The 24,526-nt window shown below is 60.8% G+C and carries 18 protein-coding genes; 8 read left to right on the forward strand and 10 right to left on the reverse strand.

Annotated features, from left to right (window positions below):
- Positions 1 to 80 precede the first annotated feature (80 nt).
- Positions 81 to 989, reverse strand: coding sequence for a LysR family transcriptional regulator (locus OH764_RS10835; RefSeq protein ID WP_408260921.1), 909 nt, complete (start codon positions 987 to 989; stop codon positions 81 to 83).
- A gap of 104 nt (positions 990 to 1,093) precedes the next feature.
- Between OH764_RS10835 and OH764_RS10840 the strand changes: the two genes are divergently transcribed.
- Positions 1,094 to 1,900 (forward strand): phytanoyl-CoA dioxygenase family protein, encoded by an 807-nt coding sequence (locus tag OH764_RS10840; protein ID WP_498846797.1) that lies wholly within the window; start codon positions 1,094 to 1,096, stop codon positions 1,898 to 1,900.
- 834 nt (positions 1,901 to 2,734) lie between these two features.
- On the opposite strand, the gene OH764_RS10845 is transcribed toward OH764_RS10840, so the two are convergent.
- From OH764_RS10845 to pdxR, 4 genes are all read right to left on the reverse strand, one after another.
- Positions 2,735 to 3,751, reverse strand: coding sequence for a glycosyltransferase family 4 protein (locus tag OH764_RS10845; RefSeq protein WP_498846798.1), 1,017 nt, complete (start codon positions 3,749 to 3,751; stop codon positions 2,735 to 2,737).
- A complete protein-coding gene (locus tag OH764_RS10850; RefSeq protein WP_498846799.1) occupies positions 3,748 to 4,674 on the reverse strand; it encodes a PIG-L deacetylase family protein in 927 nt (308 codons plus the stop codon). The genes OH764_RS10845 and OH764_RS10850 overlap by 4 nt, the downstream gene beginning before the upstream one ends.
- A gap of 498 nt (positions 4,675 to 5,172) precedes the next feature.
- On the reverse strand, positions 5,173 to 7,509 hold the full coding sequence (locus OH764_RS10855) for a two-partner secretion domain-containing protein (protein WP_498846800.1): 2,337 nt from the start codon (positions 7,507 to 7,509) through the stop codon (positions 5,173 to 5,175).
- A gap of 536 nt (positions 7,510 to 8,045) precedes the next feature.
- Positions 8,046 to 9,575, reverse strand: coding sequence for an aminotransferase-like domain-containing protein (gene pdxR, locus OH764_RS10860; protein ID WP_498848806.1), 1,530 nt, complete (start codon positions 9,573 to 9,575; stop codon positions 8,046 to 8,048).
- A gap of 188 nt (positions 9,576 to 9,763) precedes the next feature.
- Here pdxR and OH764_RS10865 point away from each other — a divergent pair, with 188 nt between their 5' ends.
- From OH764_RS10865 to OH764_RS10875, 3 genes are all read left to right on the forward strand, one after another.
- Positions 9,764 to 10,516, forward strand: a complete 753-nt coding sequence (locus tag OH764_RS10865) for an SDR family oxidoreductase (protein ID WP_498846801.1) — start codon at positions 9,764 to 9,766, stop codon at positions 10,514 to 10,516.
- A gap of 104 nt (positions 10,517 to 10,620) precedes the next feature.
- A complete protein-coding gene (locus OH764_RS10870; protein WP_498846802.1) occupies positions 10,621 to 11,331 on the forward strand; it encodes an SDR family NAD(P)-dependent oxidoreductase in 711 nt (236 codons plus the stop codon).
- A 925-nt stretch (positions 11,332 to 12,256) separates the two neighbouring features.
- A complete protein-coding gene (locus OH764_RS10875; protein ID WP_498846803.1) occupies positions 12,257 to 13,609 on the forward strand; it encodes an MFS transporter in 1,353 nt (450 codons plus the stop codon).
- A gap of 49 nt (positions 13,610 to 13,658) precedes the next feature.
- Here OH764_RS10875 and OH764_RS10880 read toward each other — a convergent pair whose 3' ends face one another.
- Positions 13,659 to 14,723, reverse strand: coding sequence for an Ldh family oxidoreductase (locus OH764_RS10880; protein ID WP_498846804.1), 1,065 nt, complete (start codon positions 14,721 to 14,723; stop codon positions 13,659 to 13,661).
- Positions 14,724 to 14,874: 151 nt separating this feature from the next.
- Between OH764_RS10880 and OH764_RS10885 the strand changes: the two genes are divergently transcribed.
- Complete coding sequence (locus tag OH764_RS10885) at positions 14,875 to 15,825, forward strand: LysR family transcriptional regulator (protein WP_498846805.1); 951 nt, start codon at positions 14,875 to 14,877, stop codon at positions 15,823 to 15,825.
- 272 nt (positions 15,826 to 16,097) lie between these two features.
- Here the strand turns inward: OH764_RS10885 and OH764_RS10890 are convergent, their stop codons facing one another.
- Positions 16,098 to 16,964 carry a LysR family transcription regulator gene (locus OH764_RS10890; protein WP_498846806.1) on the reverse strand — a complete coding sequence of 289 codons (867 nt, stop codon included), beginning with the start codon at positions 16,962 to 16,964 and terminating at the stop codon, positions 16,098 to 16,100.
- A 105-nt stretch (positions 16,965 to 17,069) separates the two neighbouring features.
- Between OH764_RS10890 and OH764_RS10895 the strand changes: the two genes are divergently transcribed.
- The 3 genes from OH764_RS10895 to OH764_RS10905 all read left to right on the forward strand — a co-directional run bounded on the left by OH764_RS10895 (position 17,070) and on the right by OH764_RS10905 (position 21,402).
- A complete protein-coding gene (locus tag OH764_RS10895; protein ID WP_498846807.1) occupies positions 17,070 to 17,669 on the forward strand; it encodes a LysE family translocator in 600 nt (199 codons plus the stop codon).
- A gap of 513 nt (positions 17,670 to 18,182) precedes the next feature.
- Positions 18,183 to 20,690: a two-partner secretion domain-containing protein gene (locus OH764_RS10900; RefSeq protein ID WP_498846808.1), complete on the forward strand. Its 2,508-nt coding sequence runs from the start codon at positions 18,183 to 18,185 to the stop codon at positions 20,688 to 20,690.
- A 532-nt stretch (positions 20,691 to 21,222) separates the two neighbouring features.
- Complete coding sequence (locus OH764_RS10905) at positions 21,223 to 21,402, forward strand: hypothetical protein (RefSeq protein WP_498846809.1); 180 nt, start codon at positions 21,223 to 21,225, stop codon at positions 21,400 to 21,402.
- 92 nt (positions 21,403 to 21,494) lie between these two features.
- Here the strand turns inward: OH764_RS10905 and OH764_RS10910 are convergent, their stop codons facing one another.
- The 3 genes from OH764_RS10910 to OH764_RS10920 all read right to left on the reverse strand — a co-directional run bounded on the left by OH764_RS10910 (position 21,495) and on the right by OH764_RS10920 (position 24,441).
- Positions 21,495 to 22,274 (reverse strand): alpha/beta fold hydrolase, encoded by a 780-nt coding sequence (locus tag OH764_RS10910; RefSeq protein WP_498846810.1) that lies wholly within the window; start codon positions 22,272 to 22,274, stop codon positions 21,495 to 21,497.
- A gap of 83 nt (positions 22,275 to 22,357) precedes the next feature.
- Positions 22,358 to 22,693 (reverse strand): DUF4148 domain-containing protein, encoded by a 336-nt coding sequence (locus tag OH764_RS10915; protein WP_498846811.1) that lies wholly within the window; start codon positions 22,691 to 22,693, stop codon positions 22,358 to 22,360.
- Between the two features lie 239 nt (positions 22,694 to 22,932).
- Positions 22,933 to 24,441, reverse strand: coding sequence for a M81 family metallopeptidase (locus OH764_RS10920; protein WP_498846812.1), 1,509 nt, complete (start codon positions 24,439 to 24,441; stop codon positions 22,933 to 22,935).
- Positions 24,442 to 24,526: the final 85 nt, after the last annotated feature.

Here is a 24,526-nt window from a genome sequence, read left to right on the forward strand (position 1 = left end):
GCCACGAATCAAAGCAGTTGTGCTGACAGTTCAACCGGAAAACTAGCCTGTTCATCGCAATTGAGGTCGTACCGTTTGCCTTACTCGACCTTCGCTTTGCCCGGTGCGCGCGCGGCTATTTCGCACGCGAGCTGAACAAAAGAGCCTAGCGCAGCGGGCGGGTTGGGTTCCTTCCACGCGAGGTAGAGTTCGCTTTGCGCGTGCTGTTCGCGCAGTGGACGATAAACGACGTTGTCCATGTGCGTTCGTTGAACCGACGCAGGTACGAGCGTCACACCAAACCCGGCGCTTACGAGGCCAAGGGACGCGTAGATCTGTCCCATTTCGAAGCTCGTGGAAGGAGAGAAGCCCGCCAGGGCGCACAACTGGTTGATGGTGGCGTGATAGTCCGGCGCGACATCTTTCCGGTAATTGATGACGCGCAGGTGCATACAGTCCTTGATGGAAATCTGCCGTTTCGCTGCGAGAGGGTTGTCCTTCGCGATGGCAACGTAAAACGGCTCCTGAAGCAACAAGACGCTGTTTAGTTGGGTATCCGGCGGCAAAGAGCGAACGAAGGCCAGATCGACGTCCCCTCGATCCAGCGCATTGATCTGTTCCGCAGAGGAAAACCATCGAAGTTCGACTGTCACCGCGGGGTAACGCTGCTGGAATTCACGCAAGAGCGGCGGCAGCAGCGTGTACGCGATGTGCTCAAAGAACCCGACCGCCACCCGGCCGATTTCCCCTCTTGCGGCGCGTTGCGAATCCACGATCGCGGAGTTCGTGTCCGCCAGAATTCGCCTGGCCCGTTCTTCGAAAACCTGGCCCGCCGATGAAAGGAAAACGCGTTTGCCCCGGCGCTCGAAAAGCGCCACGCCGAGTTCTTCTTCCAGTTCCCGTATCTGCCGGCTCAACGGCGGCTGGGCCATGTGCAGTTCCTCCGCCGCCTTCGTGAAGTTGAGTGTGCGTGCCACCGTAAGAAAGTAGCGAAGATGACGCAGCTCCATTCGGAACCTTTCAGGTATCGATGCGCAACTAATTATATCTTTTACATTGGACGTGACGGGTCTTAGGATCATGACATCACACCAACAAGTCAGGAGATGCCCTCATGAAACTTACCGCGTCACAATTGGAAGCGTACGAGCGCGATGGATTCGTTGTTCTGCCGGAGCTTTTCTCGGAAGAAGAAGTCGAGCAAATGAAGAGCGAGTTGCGCCGGATCCAGAAGATCGACACCGACCATCTCGTCCGTGAAAAAACGGGCGGCATCGCGAAGACGATCTACAAAGTTCACGAAACAGAAAGTCCGACGGCATCGGCGGTCTTTCACTCCGCAGTGCGCTCCCCCAGATTGCTCGAGCCGGCACAACAACTGATCGACGATCCCGAACTCTACGTCTATCACACGAAGTGCAATCTGAAGACGGCTATCGACGGCTCCGTCTGGCAATGGCATCAGGACTTCGGCACCTGGCACATCGACGGCGTGAAAGAACCGCAGATGACAACCGCGTTGGTCATGCTCGACGAGCCGACCGAAATGGGCGGATGTCTCTACTTCATCCCGGGAAGCCACAAGCTTGGTTCACTCGATCCGACGTTCGATGAGGCAACCGGTTACCGCTTCTACGTTGTACCCAAGCCGACGATGCTCGATATTTTGTCCAGTCATCCCAAGGCCGTGCCTATCATCGGCCGCCCGGGAACAGTCGTGTTCTTCGACGCCAACATCGTGCATTCCTCGGGTCACAACCTGTCCGGTGACGATCGATGGCAGGCCTATGTCGTCTACAACCAGGTGAAGAACAAGCCTGAACAGGTCGAGCAGCCGCGACCGGATTATGTGCGCTCGACCAATTTCGTTCCTCTCGAGGTTGGCTCAGACGAGATTCTCGACAGAGTTCAGATCGGCTGAACTTGCGCGCGCGTCGCTCGCCGGGACGCATGTACCTGGCGAGCAGCGGCAAGTCACATCAACAGGGTGGCCGACGAACACTGGCGACCCAATGTGAGTCCGTCGGATAGCAACGATGTAATCGGTGAATACGCCGACGCCAATGTGCTGCAGACCGAGATCGCAGTCGCTGCGGCACGTGAGGTCACAACAGTCGGAGCGACGTGACCAGTCTTTCGACGCCCGGATCTGAAGGGTGTCGATCGATACGCTCCGTGTGGGCACCGCATTGACAAGACCATTGGCCTCGTCGTCCACAACGCTAACGTTGGACACGTGTATGTCAGTGGAGACTAAATTGGCGCGGTTCTTCTCAACTAAACATGCATGTGAACGTATGCCCCCCTCCTCTCTTCGATCAAGGTCGTAAGTTGAGGGTTATCAGTCAGGTTGAGGTCGTCGAAGTATTGAAACCTCTGGCGCAAGATTGCCGCACGCGAACCAGTCAAAATTTCGGATGGAAACGATTTACGAGCGCTTCGAGAACTTGGCTTTTGCCTGGCACCATAACAAGACGGCTCGTAAGACGCCCGTGTCGTGCAGCACTAGCGACCGGTGGATAGGGTTCGTGTGCGCAGTACGTTCGTGGCGCACTCGCTCGAACTCGCAATGCAAAACGTCGTTCGTCTTCCTCTCCGGGCGCCGGGATGCGCCGGGCCGCAGTAGATCTGTCTTCGCACGCCGGGCATGGCGATTGACCTCGATACTGGCGGGACCTGCAAGAGACCGCTTCTGCAGCCGTCCGTTTCAGCATCGGGGCGGTGGACTTGCAAGGGGTTGAACCCGTAACGCTGTCTACACCTCTGTCACATCGCGTATGCGTCTGGCCGTGCGTTGCCAGGAAAATCTTGCCGCGTTAGCCGCACCCTCCACGATCAGTTTATTGCGCGTTGCGAGGTTGGTCTGCAACTCGGACAGTGCCGTCAATGCGCCGCTCTCGTCCCGCGGGTCAAAGAAAAGAGCACCGTTTCCAAGCACCTCTAGCAATGCGGGAATGCGCGCAGCTGCAACCGGGCATTCCAACGATTGCGCTTCTAAAGGTGGCAGTCCGAACCCCTCATACAGCGACGGGAAAACAAGCGCAATGGCGTTGCTATAGAGTCGTTGCAATTCTGAATCTGTCACGCGCCCAAGCGTATGAACGTTTCCAGATATACCGGCGCGTCCACCGACTAGCTTCAAGTGTAAACGTTCCTTTTTCAACCGGTTGAAAACCCGCAGAAGAAACGCCAGATTCTTGTACTCACATTCTGAATGAAACGACAACAAATACGGTTCTACAGAATGGTTTGGTTCGTGGATCGAATCATGTCGACGAGGAAAGGACGAGGCGTTATAGGCAACGCTGATATTTTCCGGCGCAACGTTGTAATACGCAGCTATCTCTTTCCTGGAAAACTCGCTGACGGTGATGATATGTTTCGCGCCTTTCACGATGCGTGCTGCCGCAGCACGATAGATTGGTAGCCTGAATCGCGGGAAGCTTCTTGGATGGGCCAAAAAGACCAGGTCATGAAGGGTCGGGACGTTGTTCCGATAGTAGACGGGGCAGTTGTTCGTCAGAGAGAGTAGCTTAGGTGTGCCAATCTTATTTAGATATTGCGGGAGTTCGACCTGTTCCCAGAAGCTTCCGCGGCTATTGCCGACCGGAGCAACGCGAATGTGCCCCTCGCAGACCTTTCCCAGTCCTGCTGGCGCGAGTAATGTGACATCGGCTCCAGATTTCGCTAGCTCGATGGTGACGTTCTCAGCGAATCGCCGGACGCCACACATCCTCCTCTCAAGAAAGCTTCCGTTGATAAATAGGGTCATTGGAATTTTGAGCGATTCGACTTTATTCCATCGATGAAGTCAGCGGCGCTCACCAATCTGAAGAATTCCGTTCTTCGAAGGAAGCGGTTGTAATATACATGTCGATTACCACCGACGATCGTCCATGCGAATGGTAAGTCGATCCGCATTAAGCTCAGTGCAATGTTCAAGCAGCGCATTCTATGGTGCGAGAGTTCGCACATCGATTCGAATAGGAGAGCTTTTCTTCGGACTGACTCGTCGCTTAACACGTGAACGTAATTCTCGACGTCGGTGAAGATGTGCTGGTTGCGGTCGGCATCGCATGAGGTGTACCCGGCATCGAAGGCATGGCCGGGATGCGAAAAAAGACGGTGGCGGTGATGGATTGAACATAACAATACCGTTGTAGGCTGATGCGCGCTGCGCTCAAGCGCATCCGCCACCAAAAGCGAGCATGCACGATGATCCGTATGAACGTCAATTTCAGGATCCATCAGGACCAGCGTGGTGGGTCGCCAGCTCTCGATCAAATGACACAGGTCACCGATTGTGCCCGTGCGCGTGATCGCGCCATCCCTGTCACCAGGCAACGGAACCTGGTTGAAAGACCGGCAGATTGATTTCTTCTTTGCGTCGGCCACGGTAGGCGTCTGCTCAGTCGCAATATGCATCAGGTGCAAATCGGGCAATCCGAGGTTCACGCATCGCTCGACGGGCACACCGCCCAGGCTCGGCGTATGTACAGAGTTCCATGCACGGATGGTCGCTTTGTGCGTACTAGCGTCAGCAAGGTTGTTATCGAGTCTTTTCACGTACTGCGATGTCATTTTGTTGATCCAGTCCCCAGCCGCCAAGGTGACGATCGAGACGTCGCAGCAGTGATCCATGTATAAGCCTCCCGCTCCCAACTCTGCGTCGTCTGGATGCGGCGAGACAATCATGATCTTGCCCAGACATTGTCTTTCGTCGATGCGCGCGATCTCAACGGATTCCAGCTGGGGCGAAGCAGCGACGTGGATTCCAGTCAGAAGCTCCGCTCCGGATATAGGGAATGAAACATTGTGACGAAGTCGGCGCCTATGAAGTACTGACCGGAGATCAACCCCTCCAACTCGTACGTGTACCGTCGCGGGCAAAAAGCCAAGCACAGACCTAACGGTCTGCGCTTCGAGTGTGACGGTGTATGAACGCCGTGTTGAGATGCTTTCCGGCGATCTGACTTGCAATACGGTCCGTGTTGTATGCATGTCGAGCTCATCTGTAGAAAGGACAGGTTCTTCAGACCCCACCACCTGCCCGTCAATCGCATCGCTAGCCGCGATCAGATGGCTAGCCGACCAGGCGCCGGCAGGCCACGGACGCTGACGTCACAGGGTTTTCATTCAGCCATTGGGCTGCCCGACGCGCGCGGAAACCATTGATACAGCGGCGCAGTGCCATCATTGCCGGAGCTGCCAGAGCAAAACCGGATGCGTCGCGCCCGCTGGAATGGCCCAGATGCCGGTCGGGCTGAAGTCCCAGGTGGGGCCGAAGCTTGCCGGCGTGCTCATCTGTGCGGTTGTCAGGCCGTTCGAGGCGGATACGCCCGGTCCGCCATCGAGCGTGCCGCTCGTCTCGGTGTCCCAGAACACGTTGCTGGCCACCGAGCCGCTGTTGCTGCCGACAACGCCGCCGTGGGGGCCAGACGTAGGGAGGGGTCCGATCGCGGTGGTCGAGAACGATTCCTGGATAGTTCCCGAATTGGAGGCGGCCAGTCCGCCACGGGTCATGCCGGAGACGCTGCCGGTAGCGTACGACTGCGCAATGGTGCCGCTGTTGACCCCGACCAGGCCGCCCATGACCGCGCGCGAGGAGCCGCCCACGGTGCCGCTCGCGAACGACTGCACGATGCTGCCGTTATTGACGCCGACGAGCCCGCCGCCCGTACCCGCTGGCACATGGACATTCGCGCTGCTCGACGAGCGTTCGATCAAGCCATCGTTTTGCCCAACGAGCCCGCCCGCCACTACCCCTTCGAGGCCCACGAGAGAGATCGCCCCGCTTGAGTAGGTATTGGTGATGAGCCCCGCATTGAGAGCCGCGACGAGGCCGGCTGGCTTGGGCGGGAACGTCGACCCGCTCGCATTGAGCAACCGGAGATTACGTACCACGCCCGTCGTCCCGATGGCCGCGAACAGGCCCACGTTCCCCGGGGCAAACACGATGCCGTCGATCACCTGGCCCATGCCGTCGAACTCGCCGGTGAAGGGCGTGGCCGTCGCGCCGATCGGCGCAAAGGCCGAGGCCTGCGATGCGCCGATGTCCTTGCCGAGCGCGTAGTTGCCCGCGAGATTCGCCGAGACGCTCGCGAGATCCGCCAGGCTGTTGACGAGTTCATACGCGGTGACCTGCGTCTTCAGTCCGCTGAATGCTGCGGCGCTCCAGTCGGCGTTGCTCCGGATCGTCCCCGGGCTGTAGCTGCCGTTCATGTCGTAGAGCGCCGTGACCGTTCCCGTGCTCCCCGACCAGTCGATGGTGCCTTTGTTCAATACGCTGCCGCCGTTGTTCGCGCCCGCCGAATCGGCGCGCAAGGTGAGATTGCCCGCCCCGCTGTTAGCGACTGTCGTGCGTGAAGCGATTGAGACCGAGTGCGCGGCGTCGAGCGCGAGCGCGGCGTTGCCCGTCCAGCGGATGCCGGAACTCACCGTGAGATCGCCTGCGGCTGGATCGGTGGCGCTGACCGTGACCGAGGTGCCTCGCGACAGATTGCGCGAGAGCGATGCGGCTGTCTCCGGGTCGATACTGAAGACGGGCGAGGCCAGGTTCCACTGCGCCGCGTGCACGTCCACGCGGCCGACGCGCAGGCGGTCCGCAATCGTGTCGACGGTGCCGCCCTTGCCGTCGGCGCTCGCGGCGTCGATCGGGCCACGGGCGTCAACTGTGCCACCGTCGGCGACGAGCCAGACGTGGCCATCGCGGCTGGCGGTCCCGGTTGCACGAATGCGCGTGCCACCGCCCGCGAGGGCATAGACGTTGCCATCGGCGGCCTGCAGGCTGACCTGCGCCGCTTTTATCTGCCCCTGGTTGACGACGGTGCCCTGACTGCCTGTCTGCACGAACACCTGTCTGCTGGTGCCCGAATCCTGCAACAACACCTGCGAGCCTGTGGCCAGTTCCGCCGTGCCGTTGGGCGCTGCCAGGGTGCCATCGTTGATGACCGCGTCTCGGGCAATCAGGAATACATCGCCGCCGCTCGAATTGATCCTGCCGAGGTTGGTGACACTTGCGCGCGAGTCGCCCGACAGCGTGAGCGCACCGCCGCCTTTCATAAACGCGTCGTCGCAAACATCCAGGGTGGACGCGACGAAACGACCGCCAGTTGTCACCACGCCCGACGATCCCACGACGATGCCCTGCGGATTAATCACATAGAGGCTGCCCGTGGCACTGAGCCGGCCAATGATCTCGGACGGCGAGCCGCCCGTCACCCGGTTCAGCGTCGCGCCCGAGCCGTTGTCGAACGTCACGCTGTTGTGCCTGCCAATCGAAAAACTGTTCCATGCGATCACGCCGCGCGTCGAACCCGGCTGCGTGATTACGAGCCCGTTGCCCTGGCTTGCTATCGCGCCCGCGCCGGCCACGTAACTACCACCTTGGGGAAGGACGCCCGCTGCGGGCGCCGCATGTGCTAACGACATCCCGCTGAGCGAAATGCCGATGGCGAGCCAGAGGGCTGCGGTTGACTGCAGACGGTGCAGTGCGCGTCCCGCAGGCCGACGTAGTCGTGGACGTGTCATACATTCCTCTTTCTCACGGACGCGGAACGGCTGCCAACGACCCGCGGAGCCGGCCGGAAGCGCGTTACTCGCGGCGTCTGAAGAATAGACATTCAAGTCGCCAATGCATGCCGATACCTCTGCGTTTTCCGCCCTGTAATCAATATGAACGGCAGGTACAACCCGGCATGCTTGCCGGCAACTTGACCGTTACTGCGTTGACATCTCGCACGCTGACGGCGGCCGATGACCGCCGCGTTACGCCGGTAACACGCGACGTTGGCGCGCCTGTAAGCGGATCACGTTGATAACCGGCTTTGGCCGATTGGCGAAGATCGGGTTCGAGGGCCGCGCATCCCCGGCGACCTCGGCACGAGCTTCCGCACCCGACCCCGAAACCGACTGTCAAGATTAAGCGACATCAATGGCTCTTCCTGAGGCGAAGGAGACCTCAGAAAGCTGAAGTGAGGCCAAGCTGCGGGGAACACGTCTGGTGTCTGTCGTGCGAAGGGGTACCGCGCTGCGCTTATTCGAGAGCGGGACATCTGCTACGCACCTCAGCCGTCAAGACACACGCGCAACGTTCGCGCGAGACGGCCTGCTTCACCCGCATCGGCGATGTTCGCGAAGCCGAGCACGAGGCCACGCGACGTGCTCCGCGCGTGGCCGTTCGCGTACCAGATCGAAAGTGGCAGCACCGCTAGCCCCGCCTCGCGGGCGCGCGCTGCGACGGCGACATCGTCGACCGGGCCACCGGGGCCTTCGGCGAACTGCACCGCGAACTGAATTCCGCCCGGCGGTAAATCGACAATCAGCCGTTCGCCAAACGCCTGCTCTAGCGCGTGCACGATCAGCACGCGCCGCTCGCCGTATAACGCACGCATCCGCTTCAGATGCCGCGCAAAATGCCCCTTCCCAATGAAATCGACCACGGCCGCCTGCAATATTGTCGGCGAACCCGCGTTCATGCTGTGCGCCACCCGCCTAACACGCTCGACGGCCCGCTCCGGCACCACCGCATACGCGAGCCGCAAACCGGGGAACATCACCTTGCTGAACGTGCCGCAATAGATCACGTGATCGCGCCGGTCGAGGCTCTTCAACGCCGGTAATGGCCGGCCCGCATAACGGAACTCGCTGTCATAGTCGTCTTCGATGATCCAGCCGGACGCTTTCTCTGCCCAATCCAGGAGCGCAATGCGTCTTGCGAGCGACAGCGTGCACCCGAGCGGGCTCTGATGCGACGGCGTGACCAGTGCGAAGCGCGCCTGCGGATCTAGTTGCGTGCCGCGCTCCACATCGATCCCTTCGCCATCTACCGGCACCGGCACGAGTTGCACGCCGGACTCGAACAGAAAACCGCGCGCGAGCAGATAGCCGGGATCCTCGAACCACATGCGATCGTTCGGGCGCGCGAGACTGCGCAACACGAGTTCGAGCGCCGCGCGGTAGCCGCCGGTGACGAACACCTGTTCGGGCGAGCAGATCACGCCGCGCGACAATCCGAGATAGGTGGCGATATGTTCGCGCAGCGGCTGGTAGCCGGCCGGATCCGGGTACGCGAACATCGCGGGCTCGCCGCTGCGCGCGCGATGCGAAACGAGCCGGTGCCACACCTTGCTCGGAAACGCGTCGAGCGCGGGCAGCCCCGGTTGCAACGGCCGGGGCTCACCGCTCATGGCGACAGCGACGGCCGACTGGCGCGGCGCAGCTTGACCACCGCGCGATGCGTCTGGCGTGTTCGGCGCGCCCGTTCCTTCATGGCTCAGCCGGCTTTGCTTGTCTTGAAGCTCCTGCCCACGCGACGAGCGCATCGCCGATGCCGGCAGCGATGGCGATACGAATGTGCCCGCCGCACCGCGCATCTGCAGGTAGCCTTCGTCGACGAGGATGGTGTAGGCCAGCTCTACTGTGCCGCGCGCCGCGCTCAGCTGCGTGGCCAGGCTGCGTAGCGCAGGCACGCGATCGCCGGGACGCAGATGCCCCGAGGCGATCGCGATCCTGAAACGCTCGCAGATCTGCAGATAGATCGGCACCGGCTGCTGCCGGTCGATTTCGATGCTCAAGGTGGAAGTCGGCACGATGATGACGGTCTCGCGGGCAACAGGAGCGGAAACGACATGGACTAGTCGGGCCGACAATTCTTGTCACTTATCGGTGGGTCATCATTGTTCCACAATAGTCCCACGCGATGGGACGTCGGCGAACACATTCAACAGTACGACACCCGCCATGCGAGCCTGCGCGTTCGTCTTTTTTCTCTGGAGAATCTGCCATGAAGATCGTCGTAATTGGTGGTTCCGGCCTGATCGGGTCGCGTGTCGTCACCCTGCTCAAGGAAGCGGGCCACGAGGCGCTCGCCGCGTCGCCGCGTACCGGCGTCAACGCCGTTACAGGCGAAGGACTGAGCACGGCACTGGCCGGAGCGGACGCCGTAGTGGACGTGACGAACGCGCCGTCATGGGAGCCGCAGGCGGTGCTCGACTTTTTCCGCACTTCGGCGCGCAACCTCGGCAAGGCTGAGGTAGCCGCGGGAGTACGCCATCACGTCGCGCTATCCATCGTCGGATGCGATCGCACGCCGGAGAACGCCTATTTCGTTGCCAAGGTCGCGCAGGAAGAGGCGATCGACGCGGCGGGCGTGCCGTACACGATCGTGCGCGCGACCCAGTTCATGGAGTTCATCGGCGGTATCGCCGATTTCAGCACGGACAGTGGAACCGTGCGCCTTGGCGACGGACTGTTTCAGCCGATCGCCGCAGACGACGTCGCGGCGTTCCTCGCGCAGATCGCGCTTGGCGCGGCGCAGAACGGCATCGTCGAGATCGCTGGACCGGACCGTGCGCCGTTCGCGGAGATCGTCGCGCGTTTTTTGAAGTCGGCAGGCGACGGACGCGCAGTGGTGACGGATCGCGAGGCGCGGTACTACGGCGGCCGTGTCGAGGAACAGTCGCTTGTGCCGCTCGGCGACGCGCGGATCGGCCGCATCAGTCTCGACCACTGGCTGGCGCAGGCTAAAAAGGGGTGATTGCAGGTTTAGGCAAAACCTGAATCAACGCATCTACATTTGCCTTGATCGGGGCCATCGGCTCGATCGGCGTTGAAGTCGAACAAGAGTTTTCTGGATAAAGCATGAGCAATTCACAAAAGGTCATCGTTGTTACCGGCGCATCGCAAGGCATAGGCGCCGAGGTCGTCAAGGCATTTCGCAAGCTCGACTACCGCATCGTTGCGACCGCGCGTTCGATCAAGCCCTCGGACGACGAGAACATCGTGACCGTCGCCGGTGATATTGGCGAGCCGGAAACCGCCCGCCGTGTCATTTCCGAAGGCATTGAAAAGTTTGGCCGGATCGACACGCTGGTGAACAACGCTGGCATTTACATCGGGAAGCCCTTTACCGAACACACCGCGCAGGACTTCGCCGCCGTGATGAATGTGAATGTCTCGGGCTTCTATTACGTCACGCAACTCGCCATCGCCGAGATGGAAAAGCATTCGAGCGGCCACGTGGTTAGCGTGACCTCTAGCGCCGTCGATCAAGCGATCAGCGGCGTGTATTCGGTACTGGCAGCCTTGACGAAGGGCGGTCTGAACGCCGCCACGAAGTCGCTGGCGATCGAGTACGCCAGGAAAGGTATTCGCGTGAATGCCGTCGCGCCAGGGATCATCAAATCGCCGATGCACGCGCCAGAGACGCACGGAGCGCTGGGCGCTTTCCATCCGCTCGGGCGCATGGGAGAGATGAGCGATATCGCCGACGCGATTCTGTTCCTTGACTCCGCACCGTTCATCACGGGAGAAATCTTGCACGTCGACGGCGGCCAGAGCGCCGGTCACTGAAATTCCTCTGGCACCGTCATCCGGTGCCCAGAAATTGCATCATTCGGGAGTTTCGGGCATCACGCTTTGCACGCGTCAAGCTTCTTCGGGCGAAATCCACGTCCGATGCGCAATACCAGGTTGTTCCCGTGAACAACTTTGGGTATCGCCATATGGTATGGTCCGGCGAACGGCCGCTATACACGATCGAACCGACGCCCCAATGCCTGCGCAACAGTCGGGATGAAGTTCCGCTTGTGGCCGAGCCCGGAAGTCAGCCGGGCGTCGATGATCACTGCGGCCCCGTCGATCTGCGTGCTTCCGTGGTCGACCCACTCCGGTCAGACGACCCGCTCCAAAGCGGTCAGTCAGCCGAATCAGCGTGTTGCGGACTGGAGCGCCATGAAGCGGACGTTGGCGACCTCTCCCAACCGGCCAACAAGCGTCATACGTCGCGGCTGCACTACCGCCATCTATGCGACTGCAGCGCGTTCGAGATCGGTCGTTGGGCCGCTGCTCGTCAAAGAGGGGCCGCCGCACCGGAAGAAGCTGGTCGACACATCTCGCCTTTGTCCTCTCGAAGGGGAAGTCAGCGACGCCGTTGGCGCTAATCGATAGCTTCGCTTTTTTGCTGAGATCTGGCCGTCTACTTGTCGATCGCTTGCCCTACCAGCCGAATCGTCGCCTTAAAGCACTGACAGCCGTGCAGTTACTTATGGCGTTCATGGAGAGCCTGGATTCTGGTTTCGATCTCATCCGTCCGTCGATGGTTTCGCTCGGGTTTGCCCCTACCTCGCCATAAACAAATGGAATTGCTTTGCGAGGAATATTGATTGGATTTCCAACTGACGCGGGCATATCGTCGCTCAATCCAATGCTGTAATGCGCATGTTTGCATCGGAAACTGGCCCTCGCCGATAGAACAAAATATTTAGGAGACTTACCCATGGAGCAATCCTCTACGGCGCCGCGTGTGCCAGAGTCGGGCAGCAGTAACGCTCAGAACATCGCTTCCAGCGACCAGGCTTCCCCACGGGTGCGGCGAATTCAGCGGACCGCGCTTGCTCTGCTTCTCCTGAGTGGGGTCATCAATTACATCGACCGCGCGACGTTGTCTATCGCGAATCCGCTAATCCGGCAGGATCTCGGACTCTCCGTCGCGGAAATGGGCCTGTTGCTGTCGGCGTTTCTATGGGCTTACGCATTCGCGCAACTGCCCGCGGGCGCGTTGGTCGATCGCTTCGGCGCGCGCGTCATGCTGTCCATCAGCCTGGCGACGTGGTCGGTGGCCCAAGCGTTCGGCGGTGTGGTGAGCAACTTCGGCCAGTTCTTCGCTGCTCGCATGGTGCTGGGAATAGGCGAGGCGCCGCAGTTTCCGACGGCCGCCAAAGTCGTTCGCGATTGGTTCGGCAAAAAAGAGCGCGGCGCCGCGACCGGCATCTGGAACAGTTCGTCGACGCTTGGTACTGCAATATCAGCGCCTTTGCTGACGGTCTTAATGTTGACTGTGGGATGGCGATGGATGTTCGGCGTCATGGGAATCGCCGGCCTCCTCGTGGCGCTCGGCTTTTTTATCCTGCATCGCGACCCGCATCAGGTCGAGTTGACGCAACGCGAGCGCGCGTATCTGTCGGACGTCGATGGGGAGGCGCAGAGCCGTCCGACATGGCGCGAGTGGCGCCGTCTGTTCGAGTTCAGCACCACGTGGGGCATGCTGCTCGGATTCTTCGGCACGATCTACGTCTTGTGGCTTTACAACGCGTGGTTGCCGTCTTACCTGCAAATGGAACTTCACCTGACTATTGCGAAGTCGGGATGGGTGGCCGCGGTTCCCTATCTCTTTGGCGTGGTGGGCAGTCTCTCTGGCGGAAAGATTTGCGACGTGCTCGCACGGCGAGGCGTGTCGGCGATCAACAGCCGGAAGTATCCGATGGCGGCTTCGCTTTTCGGGGTCGCCGTGTTCACGGTACTGACCGGCCTCACGCACAATGTGACGCTGGCGGTCGTCTTCATTTCGATCTCGATGTTGCTGCTGTATGTTTCGAGCAGTGCGGCCTGGGCGACCGCGTCCGTTGCCGCGCCCGCCAATTGCACCGCTTCCATCGGCGCCATGCAGAATTTCGGCGGCTACTTCGGCGGCGCGCTGGCACCGGTGGTCACGGGCTTCATCGTGCAGCAGACCCACTCGTTCCAGCCCGCGCTGTTCGTCGGAGCGGCCGTTGCCGCCGTCGCGGTGATCGGCTACTGGTTGCTCGTGCGCGGCCCGATTCCGCCGGTCGCGCTCACTCGCGACGTGTAACAGCAAAACAATGCTGCCTCGGCGAGAGTCTGGGCTCTCGCTCCTGCTGTCAGCCGGGTAGTGCGGACGGCAGCGGGATGTCATAGCGCCGCGCGCAGGCTTCAAGTGCCGGCGCGATTGTCGAGTGCAGAGCGACTCCATCGCGCAGTTGCTCGCGCTTGAGGTTCAGTCCGCGATCGCCCGGCATGCGCACGCCCGCGGTTCCTGGACGCGGCGGATTATCGCGGCATGCATCGCCGAGCCAGTCCATCTGCCGCACGAACGCCGTGAGACCGCCAAAAGCCGCCGGATCGTAGAGCGAAAGAAACACTGTAGCGCCCCATCCATCGGCGGGATCGGCCCGGCCGTGGCCTGCCAGCCCCCCCGTCAACGCCTCGATCAGCAACGCCAGCCCGAAGCCTTTATGTCCCCCCGTCATGCCCCCGATCGGCAGGATGGATCCCGGGGGATCCGTGCAGAGCACACCGGGATCGCCGCTGGGCTGCCCATCCGCATCGAGGAAGCATGCTTCGTCGAAGTGTTGTCCCGCTTTGTGTCGGCGCGCGGTCATCCCCTGCGTCACCATCGATGAAGAGATATCGATCAGAAACGGTGAGCCCGAGGTCGGAATGCCCGCCGCGATCGGATTCGGTGTAAATACGGACCGCGTGCCGCCGTGAGGGGCCACGCTTTGCCCCGCCGGGTCGGAACTGCTGAGCAAGATCATGAATCCGTCCGCAGTAGCTCTTTCGAGATAACTGGCAAGGCAGGCGATGTGGTGGCTGCGCCGAATCACCAATGTCGCCGTGCCGTACTTCTTCGCGCGCGGTGCCAGTGTTTCGATCCCGCTGAGAACCAGCCAGGGGCCAGGAAGACGCCGACCATCCCACAACACGCTGCCGCCCCGGTCTGATACGACCTCCGGCTCGCCGGAGCAGGTCATCGCGCCATTTTCGATCTCACCGATATAGGCGGGCAGCAACGCGAGGCCGTGCGTGTCGTGTCCCATCAGGTCGCCGTCGACGAGCGTGCGAGCGATCGCGAGCGCTTTGACGTCCTCCATTCCAACCCTGACCAGTAGACGCCGTGCGAAGGCTTGCAGTTCATCGGCGGAGTATCGGATTTGTGTATTCATGGGTGGGCGTCAGTGAGGAAGATTGTTCGAAGACAGTCGGACCGGCAATGCCCGACGCGCTTTGATTGTCGTTCGAGCTTGCGATAACCGTCCAATTGCAAATTGAGTAAAATCAATTCCATCTGGTTATAAATCGGCTCGCGTTTACCCTATGTCGCAAGATTCCAGTCTCTCCATCGCGCAAGTGCTGACCAAGCTGCGTTTCAGACATCTCCAGTTGCTTGAACTGCTCGGTCGTACCCGCAACCTTCGTATCGCGGCTGAGCAGATGCACATCACTCAGCCGGCCGCCACGAAGATCCTGAGCGACCTGGAGGCGATGTTAGGCGCGCCGCTGTTCGAACGGCTGCCGCGCGAAATGCGGCCGACGGATCTCGGTACGCTGTCGCTGCGCTACGCCAGCACGACACTGTCCAATCTGGGCAAGTTTTCGAGCGAGTTTGCGACATTGAAAGATGGCGGCTATGGTCATCTCACGGTCGGCTTCATTCCGGCTTCCGCCGCGCAACTCGTCACCGCGGCTATCAAGGAGATCCAGCGCCGGCGCCCTAGGCTCATCATCAAACTGGTCGAGCAAAGCAGTGATCAGCTCGCGACGTGGCTTGAGGCAAGGCAGCTCGATGTGATGATTGGGCGCCCGACCGAGCCACGACACGAGGCGCTTTTCGATGTGGTCGATTTATTGGCGGAGCCGGCGCGTGCGGTCGTCGGGAAGCATCATCCGTTGCTGAAGCAACGACGCATAGAGATCGCCGACCTGGGCGAGTGGCCGTGGATCTTGTATCCGCAAGGCACCGCCATGCGGCAGCTGTTCGAAGAAACGTTCGCGGCTGCTGGCATGGTTGCGCCGATGGGCATCGTGGAAACGCCATCGATTTTTACGACGTTAGAGTTGCTGCAGGCAACCGACATGATGTCCCTTCAACCGAGAGCAGCGATGGACAAGTACGTCACGCATGGCCTTCTAGGCTATCTGGACGTACCGATACGTCGGACATTGTCGAACTACAGTGTCATTACACGGAAAGACGAAGCTGCTTCGCAGGCGATGAACGAATTCGTTGCCATCCTCCAGGTAATCGCCGCGCAATACCAGCGCTGAAAGCCCATGCCTCGTCATGTACGAAGCGGGCGAGTTCATCAATCGATTCAACGACCGTTGTGCAATCGACGTCTATCATTAAGCGCGGCCGGCACGAACGGCTTAAACGGGTCCGAACTGAGCCGGAGGTGTCGGACCGGGTTCGGCCAGGAAAAGCTAATGGTCATCGCGCTCGCAATGACCGGTCATAGACCAGGAACAGCTATACGGCGCGACGAGACAGGTAGCTGGGAGGTTTCTCACGCTTCGCGTATCGAACCAACGATCGCCAGTCACATGGGCTGGCGACGTCGAGTCAGTCCATCCCTGATATGGCGGGCAAGTTCACTTACAGCAGGCGATTTTTGTCCCGGTGACAAGTGAAGGTTGATTCCAAATCGAGGAAGTTCGGGAAGCCCGCTATCGGACGTCAAGATATCAAGTTCGGGCGGCACGGTGGATGCAAGCCAGGCCGTAATGGCGAGATCGGAGCGCACCGTGGCGGCCGTTGCATCGATACTCCCGTTTTCGAACACGGTACGCCATGGCAGTTCGTGCTTGCGAAGTTCATCGAGCACCGTTGGGCGAAACGCACATGTCTCTGACACCATCGAGATGGGCAGAGGCCTCTTGCGATGCGCAACTCCCCCTCTTGCGCCGACCCAGACCAGGCGATCAATCGCGAGGCCTTCGCCGCGAGATGATCCCGGCAACTCCTCAATCAACGCGATATCGATCTCTCCCCGCTTGAGGGTTCGCATCAGTTCTGGCGAAGCCGCGCACACGAGAGTGAGCTCCACCTGCGGGTGGGCTTGCGCGTAGCCCTTCAGAATCGGGCCGAGGAGCGTTCCAATAAGATCCTGCGGCGCGCCGAGGCGAACCGTGCCTTCCACGGCACCCGCGGTCATCTCAGTCCATAACGCGTCATGAAAGGCCAATAGCCGCCGCGCGTCTCCCAGCAATCGTTCTCCCGCAGACGTGAGGCGCAGGTCGCGATGGTCGCGAAAGAACAACGGACCGGACAGGGCTTCGAGGCGCGCGATTTGTTGGCTCACCGCACCTTGCGTCAGATGTAACGCGTGACCGGCCGCGGTCATGCTCCCGTGGTCGGCGATCGTGACGAACGCACGGAGCAGAGCGATGTCGAGATTACGTGCCATTCGTACATTATGAGCGTTAATGAAAGGCATCAAAAGAATTCGCTGTATTAATGCAGCGCGTGTGGGCAAAAATCCAGTCTTCTTGTGTAATAACCAGGAGCAGATGTGCCGTTACACGATTACCTGCCGCTGTTTCTCTTCGTTTTCGTCTCCACTGTCACACCGGGGGGAGCAACGACCTTGGCGACAGCTTCAGGCGCCCATTTCGGCTATCAGCGATCATTGCCCTACATCGCGGGTATAGCGGTCGCCCTGGCGTCGATGGCCGCTTGCGCTGCTGCGGGGCTCGGCGGCATCTTGCTGGCCCTACCAGCCCTGCAACTCGGCATGAAAGCGATCGGCTCGCTTTATCTGATGTGGCTCGCTTTGCGCATTGGACGGAGCGGCGCCCCTCATCTCGACGCTCAACCGCGAAAGCCGACCGGATTCGCAAGTGGTGTATGGATGTTGTGGCACAACCCAAAGGGCTGGGCGATGACGCTGGGAGCAGCAGCATCGTTTGCAGCGCTTGCGCCTGATCCGCTTCGATTGGGTGCGTTGCTTGGTGTCTCGTTCGGCATTGCCGCCGTAGTGTCGCTTTCGGTCTGGTGCTTTGCAGGCCTCCTGTTCGCCCGTCTGTTGCGTACTGACCTGCAATGGCGGCTACTTAACGGGGCGTTGGCGCTGCTTCTTGTGACGTCGATCATCCCGATGTGGCGCACGTAGATCTCGACGCAAGCCGTGTTCAAGCCACATCAGTTTGCTCTTGCGCTTGTGCGAACGCAGAATGCGGCTCGACGGAGCCACGCTCAGTGTCGGTTATCGATCGAGTTGCGGTCGAAAGGCTGCACCGGTCATCCGGCCACATCGGGTTGGGAGTGCCCACCGCCGACTGGCCGCTTGAGGGCCGCTGAAGTCCAGCGACCGCTTTCGAGCGATGAGTTCGAGGACCGGACTGACATGGCCCGACCCGATCCGGCCGTTGGATCCCGCATTAGCTTAACGGCAGGTTTCGAGGGTTGAACCGCCATTCCTGCCGCCGCGGCGACCGACACACACCTCCGCGAGAACAGGTACGAGCAGGCCTTGGGTGCATGCGCAAATACCGGTTTGTCTTTCGAAACGCGCTGCTACCATTAGTCTGTGTTGTGCGGTATGGCGGCTTTCGCGCCTTGCCTGGTCGCAACAATCTGCGTTCCGCGACAACGACTTTCCGCGAACCACGTTTCGGGAGGGATCATGTCGCGTCATTCATCCAGACCGGCGATCCAGTCGCCCCCAACCCCACGCAAGGGGCTGTCCTTTACGCTGGCATATGCCGGCGCGGAACTCATCGCGTCTCGTTCCCGGGCTTCTTCATGGAAGCGTGTTCTGCGCCCGCCGCCGCTTGCGCTATGGGTGCCGCTCGCGCTCACCGCGTGGTGCGTGCCGACGGCCTACGCGGCCGGACCGCTGCCGCAGGGCGGCGCCTTCGTCCGGGGCCAGGGCGCGATGACGAGCGGCGCGACTTCGCTGACGATCGACCAGTCCTCGTCCCGCGGCGTGATCGACTGGCATAGCTTCTCGATCGGTAACGGCAACACCGTCGCCTTCAACAACGGGGCGGGCGCGACGCTGAACCGAGTAACGGGCGGCGATCCGTCATCGATTCTCGGGAAGCTCACCGCCACCGGCAGCCTCTACCTGATCAATCCGCAAGGCGTCCTCGTTGGGCCCTCGGGCGTTGTCAGCACCGGCGGACGTTTTGTCGCTTCCACTCTCGATGTCTGCAACGACGCATTCGTCAACGGCGGTGCCGCACTGACGCTGTCGGGCAAGTCGGACGCGAGCGTGGTCAACCTCGGCAGGATCAGTTCCAGCGGCGGCGATGTGTTCCTGATCGCGCGTCAGGCAGTCGTCAACGCGGGCACGGTAAAAGCGCCCAGCGGCACGGTGGAACTGGCGGCTGGTGAGACAGTGCTGTTGCAGGACTCGGCCAGCAGCAGGCAGGTGTTCGTGCAGGCAGGCAGTCACGGCACCGTCGTCAACGAGGGGCGCATCAAGGCCGCGCAGGTCAGTCTTCAGGCTGCCGACGGCAACGTCTATGCGCTCGCAGGCAGCGGCACCCGGATCCGCGCGACCGGCACGACAACACGCGATGGACACGTCTGGCTCATCGCGGACAGCGGCCTCGTCAGACAGCAAGGCAAGATCGCGGCAACGAATGCGGACGGCAGCGGCGGCATGGTCGATACGCACGCGGCGCAGCTGGCGTTCGGTAGGCACGCAGCCGTTCACGCCGGCCAATGGAATCTTTCAACGCCAGCTTTTACGATCGATGACGCTGCGGCACGGACGTTGCAGCGCAGTCTTAGCGCGGGCACCTCGGTCGATGTGACGACCACGGGGGGCAACGGCGCAACGGGCGACCTGGGCATCGCTTCGAGCCTCCGCTGGCAGGGCCCGGCTTCGCTCACGCTTGCAGCCTATCGCGATGTCTCAGTCACGAGCGGCACGACGATCGCGAACGACGGCGTGGGCAATCTGACCTTGCGCGCCGACGCGGCGGGCATCGACAACGGCGGCAGCGTGGCCAACCACGGCACGATCGACTGGTCGGGCAGCACCGGCATCGTGAGTGCACTCCATGACATGAACGGTTCCTATGTACCGGGCACCATTCTCGTCAACCCTGCATGGGTTGCGCCGCAGGACACCGGCCTGGTCACCCAGGTGACAAACTACGCGCTCGTCAACTCACCGGGCGACCTGAGTGCCATCCAGTCCAATCTGGCGGGCAACTATGCGCTGGGCAAGGACGTCGATTTTACCTCCGGGCCCGGCGCCTTCAACTCGGGCTTAGGCGATTATCCGTTTGCCCCCTATTCCGGACAGTTCGACGGAATGGGACATACGATTTCCAACCTGAGGTTATCAACGTCGTTGGGGCTGTTTGCGTACCTCGGGCCGACAGGTGTCGTGCGCAACCTGACGGTGGAGGGCACTGTCAGCACCACGCAGTTCGGCAGTCCCTTCTCCGGCATTCTCGTTGGCGACAATGAAGGTACGATCGCCTCGTCGCACACAGCCGGCGTCATCACCGCAACCGAGGCTTCTGCAACGGGCGGGCTGGTCGGAATCAATTCCGGCACCATCACACGATCATCCAGCATTGCCCAGGTTATTTCCGACGGAACTGTGGGAGGCCTCGTCGGAACAAACGCCTTCCTCCGCCAGACCTTCTCCCCAGCAGAGATTCGGCAGTCGTATGCGTCAGGCGACGTCGTTGCGACCCGCAACGAAGGCGGCGGACTGGTTGGCTACAATTTTGGCGATATCACGCAGTCGTACTCGACCGCTACGGTACACGTCGTGCCGAACTGCAACAGCCTCGTTAACTGCGGGGGCGGTCTGGTTGGCACGAACTCGGGCACGATCAGTCAGTCGTTTGCCACCGGCAGGATTGATCAGCCGGCCGGACCGGCAAATGGGCCGGCCGGCGTCGTCGGACTGAATATCGTCTATGGTGTTCCACCCCAACCCATCATTAGCAATGACGTGTACTGGAATACGCAGACGACCGGCGCCCCTGTCGGCGTACTCGCCACGGCATTCGGTGCGTCTGTGGGCGGCGCCCAAGGCCTGACCACCGCTCAGATGAGCACGCCATCGAGCTTCGGCCCGACGTACGATTTCAGCCCGCATGGGATCTGGGCTATGCCGCCGGAAGGAACGCATCCTGTTTTGCGCTGGCAGCTAGCGCAGTGAACCTGACCGAGGCGCACTGGTCCCGACAGGTTGCTGTACAGTGAAATGAAAACGACGTCGGGGGAAATGTCCATTGCCTGGGCAAAGCCGACATTCGAACGTCTGCGTGAAAGCATGGGCGAACGGCCTTAGTTGGCCGATGGGGTGAGGTCGCCAACGGCCGTTTATTGGCGCACCAGCTCGCAAACGCGAATTCGGCGGAGTGACCGGTTTGGAGCAAGTTATCTGGCCGAAGGGTGCTGTCCTCCCGCAGGAGGATAGCTGTCGTTCGAGGGGACGAATGTTCCAATGACCGCAGAGCGAACATCAACTGCACTTCGCTGACGATCGGCCCAATGACCGCAATGGCCGAATTCCAGTCAAAGGAAACCCGGGACACAGCCGCATGATAGAGATCGGTCTCGAAATCAAAATTGAGTCATAAATTCCATCATTCTAGATTTTAGGCAGTGAGCGACGTTCACCATGCACAGCAGGGGTTAGCGTCCGGAAAAAAGCCCATAACTTTCGGAAACTAAAGCCCGGCGAGCGCATGGAAAAAATGATCCTGGCGAAGCCGGGTGTCACAGAAGAAGAACTGAAGAAGATGTCACCGGAAGAGCGCGAGAAGATTATGGCGAAAGTCCGGGAAATGCTGAAGAAAGAGATGGAGACACAGCGAGAGATGCAACAACAGAAAGCTTCTGGACGACAGATTAACGTGTCGGTTTGAACAAAGGGTTATTCGCCCGCTCACGTGGTAAGCAGGCGAATAACTGATAAAGCTAGCAGCGAGTTTGCTGCTGTTTTGCCGCTGATTGCCGCTTATTGCGCGGCCTTCGCCGCGGCGATGATCGTGTCGGCAACGAGCTTCGGCTGGCTGACCATCGCGACGTGGCTTGCATTCGCCAACGTCACGTGCGCGCCGATGTTCTTCGCCATGGTCTGTTGCAGACCAGGATCGATCATGCGGTCCCGTTCGGTCACCACGAAGTACGACGGCTTGTCATGCCACGCTGCTTTCGTGACCTTCTCGCCGATACATGCCGAAGCCCACGGACCTTGCGTTGCGGCGATCACACGGCGCTGCGGCAAAGGCACGTCTTGCGCGAAATCTTCAAGCACCGCTTTGGTCGACAGCGTCAGATAGCCGGCCGAGTCTTTCTGCAATTCGCTCGCCCACACGGGCGCCGGTTTGCCCTTCGTGATGTCTTCGATCGATTGACCGCTATCCGGCGCGAACGCCGCCACGTAGACCAGATTTCTCACCTTGTCTTCGTTGCCCGCCTCGCTGATTACCACGCCTGCCCACGAATGGCCGACCAGAACCACAGGTCCGTTTTGCTGCTCGATCACGCGTTTCGTCGCGGCAACGTCGTCGGCCAGGGAGCTCAATGGATTTTGCACCGCGACCACATGTGCCCCGCGCGCTTCGAGCAGCGGAATCACGTTCTCCCAACTTGAACCGTCGGCGAATGCGCCGTGCACCAGCACGATGTTCTTGCCCTTCAGGTCCTGCGGCGGTGCCGCGTGCGATGCTTGCAGCGCGAACAGTCCGCCGAGCAGCAGAGCGGAACCGACGAATTTCTTGAGAAGCCTGGTCATTGATTTTCTTCCGGCAGAATGGAGTTGACGTTGATTGAGCTATTGTGCAGACGACGCGCGGCGAACGCGCGCCGCCGCGTGAATCACGAGTGCGCGTAGATCGGGCCGAGACCGACCACGTCCTGCTGCGGCGCCGATGCGCCGGTCGTTTGTGCGCGCGACCCCGCTGCTGAACGGGTTTGTACGACGCCGCCATATGCCGCGGCGGCCGAGGCGTTCTGCGCGGCAACGCGCGCTTCAGCGGCTTCGATGTTCTTCGGATATTGCGTGCTGTCGCTGGCCGAGTTGTAGCCGGCCTTCTGCAACTGAACGAGTTCCGCGCGCACCTCGGCACGCGTCACCGCGTGACTCGACTGGGCGAATGAAACGGCGGGAACGGCAACGAGTGCTGCAACGACAAGGGATTGAACGAGTTTCATGAGCATTCTCCAGAAAACGACGGCATTCAAAGGTCAGAAGTTCGGTTGAAACACTCGGTAGCCCATATCTACGAGCTAGCGTGTCACCCGAATCGGGCGCAGTGTTGCGAATCAACCTTGCGTGACGACATTTGAACCCGCCGACGTATCTGGAATGTTTTCGCGAACCCGTTTAATGCAAGCGTGTTTATCGGGGCACGGCCTGGATACACTGCGATACAAAAACGCAGTGAAGCGAATCAGCCCGCTACCGTATTGAAATCACTGAACGACGGACCAAGTGGCCGCACTCGCATTTCCGGATCGAGATGCGTCCACGGCAGATCAGCCGGATCGGCGGCCATCGGGCCCGGCGCTTTGGCGACGAGAATCGCCTCTGCGATCGCTTCGAAATCTGCGCGAAAATGGACGGAACTCTTGTTGACCAGAATCTTCATTCGCTCGGGTTCAATGCCCGCCACGCGGAACAGATTGCGGTCGAAGACCTGCATTTTCACGGAGCTCACCGCGATCCGCACGCCTTCGATTCGCAGGCATGCGACCGGACCTAGCTCGCCTTCCATGCCGTTGAGCATCGGCCCGTCGAATCGGAAGCGTCCGTCCGACAGGTGCTCGACTTCAAACTCGGCTTCGAGCGGCGCATCGCCCTCCACGCCCGCACCGCCGCCGAGCCGCAGCGCAATGCGCGCCCCGACGCCCGCGCGATGTGCGGCGGCCGCCGCCTGTGCGTCCCAGATCACGCCGACTGCCGCATCCTTCGCTCCGTTGCGCAACAGCGCGCGCACCATGCCCATGGTGTTCGAGTCGCCGCCCACGCCCGGGTTGTCCTGCGTGTCCGCGATGATGACCGGGCGCGATGCGGATGCGCTCACGCGGATCGCTTCGAGCGCGGCTTCGTCGGGTGAGAGAAACGGCACGTCCCAGCGCGCTTCTTCGCCGACGATCCTGGCAAACAATGCGTCGGCGGCCTGCGTCGCCGCGTCTTCGTCGAACGAATAGGCCCAGATAGTCGGACCGCATTCAGGAAAATCTGCCGCTGGGAAGCCGGGTGCAAACGATACCGATACGACCGGGCGCTTCTCCAGATCGGCGAGCATGCGGTACATATCGCTCGCCGGCTCGACGAGCGTGCACATGCCGTTCACCGGAATCAGGAAAGGAACCCGGCGCACCGCGCAATGCAACGGGCGCTGCTCCCACATCAGATCTTCGAGAATCCGCGCGGCGCGCTCGCCGGTTTCCGCCATGTCGACGTGCGGATACGTGCGGTACGCGACGAGCGCACTCGCATGAGCGAACATGCGGGCCGTGACGTTCGCATGCAGATCGAGCGATACGACCACGGGCATGCGATCGCCGACGATCCGCCGCACGCGTTCGAGCAACTCGCCCTCGCCGTCGTCGTGCTGCTCGGTCACCATTGCGCCGTGCAGGTCCAGATAGATCGCGTCGAAGCCGCCCTGCTCGACGGCCGCGATGATCTCGCCGCCGATCCTCTCGAACGCATCCGTGGTGACATGTGCCGACGCGCTCGCGCCCGCCCAGATCACCGGCTTCAGTTCGCGGCCGTTCGCTTCCATGACCTTGATGAAGCCGCCGATCGGCACGTTGACGTCGCGCAGGTTGAACACGTCTGCGCCGCGAACCATCGGCGGGAAGCCCTCGCCCTGGACGAAGCTCTCATAAGACGCCTTGGTCGGCGCAAACGTATTGGTTTCATGCTGGAAACCGGCAATCAGGATTTTCATGTGGTTCACCTTGATGTGTTTCACTGCTGCGCGAAATCGCGACGCAGCAGTGACACATTAATTCGGATACCTATCTGTCATATCG

This window comes from Burkholderia sp. M6-3, from assembly GCF_050858985.1.
Taxonomy (GTDB): Bacteria; Pseudomonadota; Gammaproteobacteria; order Burkholderiales; family Burkholderiaceae; genus Paraburkholderia; species Paraburkholderia caledonica.